This window comes from Paenibacillus sp. P3E (assembly GCF_001909045.1).
Taxonomy (GTDB): domain Bacteria; phylum Bacillota; class Bacilli; order Paenibacillales; family Paenibacillaceae; genus Paenibacillus_AQ; species Paenibacillus_AQ helianthi.
This window is the reverse complement of sequence record NZ_LVWH01000083.1, coordinates 1-2,539: the sequence shown is the minus strand read 5'-3', so window position 1 is coordinate 2,539 and position 2,539 is coordinate 1. Positions and strand designations below refer to the sequence as shown.

At 35.7% G+C, this 2,539-nt stretch carries 3 protein-coding genes; all 3 read left to right on the top strand.

Features of this window, described 5'->3' with window-relative positions; all coding sequences use genetic code 11:
• Positions 1-367: 367 nt before the first annotated feature.
• Positions 368-1,135 carry an SPL family radical SAM protein gene (locus A3842_RS08830; RefSeq protein WP_074101113.1) on the top strand — a complete coding sequence of 256 codons (768 nt, stop codon included), beginning with the start codon at positions 368-370 and terminating at the stop codon, positions 1,133-1,135.
• 312 nt (positions 1,136-1,447) lie between these two features.
• Positions 1,448-1,945 carry a CHAP domain-containing protein gene (locus A3842_RS08825; RefSeq protein WP_074101112.1) on the top strand — a complete coding sequence of 166 codons (498 nt, stop codon included), beginning with the start codon at positions 1,448-1,450 and terminating at the stop codon, positions 1,943-1,945.
• 195 nt (positions 1,946-2,140) lie between these two features.
• Positions 2,141-2,539: SF0329 family protein (locus tag A3842_RS08820; protein ID WP_074101111.1), on the top strand; the 399-nt coding region annotated here is incomplete at its 3' end.

Sequence of the window (2,539 nt, the reverse complement as noted above, 5' to 3'; positions counted from 1 at the left end):
TCCTAATATATTTGTTTTTTCATGGACCAATATTATCGAATTTACAGAAGAATTTATACAGGGATTAGCAGAGCTCAAAAGTTTAATGATATCCAATGATTTAGAATTTCGATACGATCTTGAGAAATATATGGGCATATTGCAAGAAATAAAATTAAAGAGAAAATAAGACATCATGGACAAGAAAATATTAGTCGAATCAACCGACAACAAAAAACCCTGAGATCATTAGAATCTCAGGGTTTGTATGACTATTTTTTTCAAGACCTTATTCAACATCATAACAGAATGGTTATTATAAGTCTATATTTTTTTTCGGAATTCATGTACCATCGTCTCATAAACGGACGAATGGAGATGGATGAAAATGCTTAAAGAAATATGTGTTAGTAGTGCAATGACATATGAATATCCCCCTGACGGAGAAACATTACCGATTATTGATCCGTATGATGGTTGTACAATCGGGTGCCCCTATTGTTTCCAGCTAGAAGATGAAAATTGGAATAAGAACTTAAATGTTAAACTCAATATTGCGGATATTTTAGGTAAAGAATTTATTCACTGGAATCAAGAAGATATCGTATATTTGGGAAGTAAGTGTGATCCTTATATGGAAATTGAACGGAAATATCAGTTAACCAGGAAATGTTTGATCGAATTAAGTAAGTTAAACGTGAAGTGTATGGTCACAACTAAAGCCGGGTCAAAACTAATTTATAGAGACCTCGATGTGGTTAAACCTATGGGAGACAAATTCACTTTGCTGTTAGGATTATCCAACCTGGAACAGTTGAAGAAGGTTGATGATTATACACTGATGAGCAATATTCAGACAGCCAATGAGCTACATAGAATGGGGATTAAGGTTTGGGTATTTATCACTCCGATTTTACCCGGAATAACAGATGTGGATTTAATGATTCATGCTCTGGATAAGGACATACCCGTATTTTTAGATAAAGTTAGAATAGGAAAAAACACAGGGCCTACTTTGGAAAAGTTTATTGGACGTAACTATCCTCAATTAGCTGGCACTTATAAAGAAATCATAAATAATAATGTAGATGTTTACTATGATGAGATCAGAGAAAAGTGGTGCGGAGATCAACGGGTAAAGTTTGTTTTTGAATAATCTGCGAACCTCGTTCCAAACTTCTAACTTATTTTCATGATAAGGATTTGAAACCGTATTGGTCCATTTCGATTTCCCTGATTTCATTCTGGAGGAACGTATCCATAAGAGTACTCGTAGTAAAGCGATATTTCGAACGGCCTCAAATTTTGTAGAAGTGCTAAACGGACAAAATGCATAATCCAAACAAGACAATATTTCTGACCCCACAGAGGGGGGAAACAGATTATTTTTTTGTTATTAAAGATTCAACAGAAGTTCATTCAGTCATTGAAAAATTAGTAGCCTTATATACAAACGGAGGGTAAAACCATGAGCAGAAGAGAGACTCTGGCTAAAATAGCTGAAGAATTAGCTGCAAGACCGTTGATCGGAAATGAAGATAAATACGGTCCGGATTTGGAACCCATTCTTAGGTATTTTCCAAGAGATAATCCAAATATTGGTTTCGATTGGTGCGCTGCATTTGTATATCATTGTTGTACGGAGGCAGGATTGAAGTTACCTGTACGATATCCAGAGCCGGTTTCACGTAATTTTGCATGGGTGGAAGCTTGGTTAGAATGGGGACAGCTATATGGTTTCTATCATCCTATAAGTGAGCTATCGTTCATCCCAGATCAAGGGGATCTTATCGTATTTGATAATATTGTGGGGAATGGACCGAATGATCATATCGGAGTGGTATTAAGAGTAGAACAGGATAAAATAATAACAGCAGAAGGGAATTTTAATAATAAATCAGGCATATTTCAAAGGACCCGGGAACAAATAAATGGATATATAAGAATCAGCGATACGTATGAATAGATTTTGAAAGTGTGTCATAGATGGAGATTACATCACAGAACAACGATCTTCAGCATCCTTACTGGGGCTGCGTGGTAGCTAAGGGTGTTTATGGAGATGGGGTAGCTTATGCTGCCTTAAGCCAGAGAGTGTTAGTGAATACAACCACGTTATGCAAAATACAGGAGGTTAGAACCATGAAAGGAACGAATACGTATGGATTGGTCTAAACTTAGAGTCAGGATAAGAGCCCTCATTACTCCAGAAATCAGAAAGAGAATAGATATTCATGAAACAAGATATCGAGAGGCACATGATGGGTATGGTGAAGTATGGATTACTTTAGATGGCAAGAAAATCTTCGGAGGAGGATATTATCATTGGTATATGAATCCTCTGCCCGAAGATATTAAGTTATTCGAGTTACATCACGGATATCATGAAGATTTTTACAAGTCCAAAATAGAATCTGAACAGGTCGAAAGGATTATGAATTTAGGATTGCATGAAACAAGCCATATTACCCAAAACTTAAGGAATTATCTTAACACTCCATTTACAGAAATTATAGATTCAAATAATCCCATATATAAAGCTTTTGGGATAATTGATAAA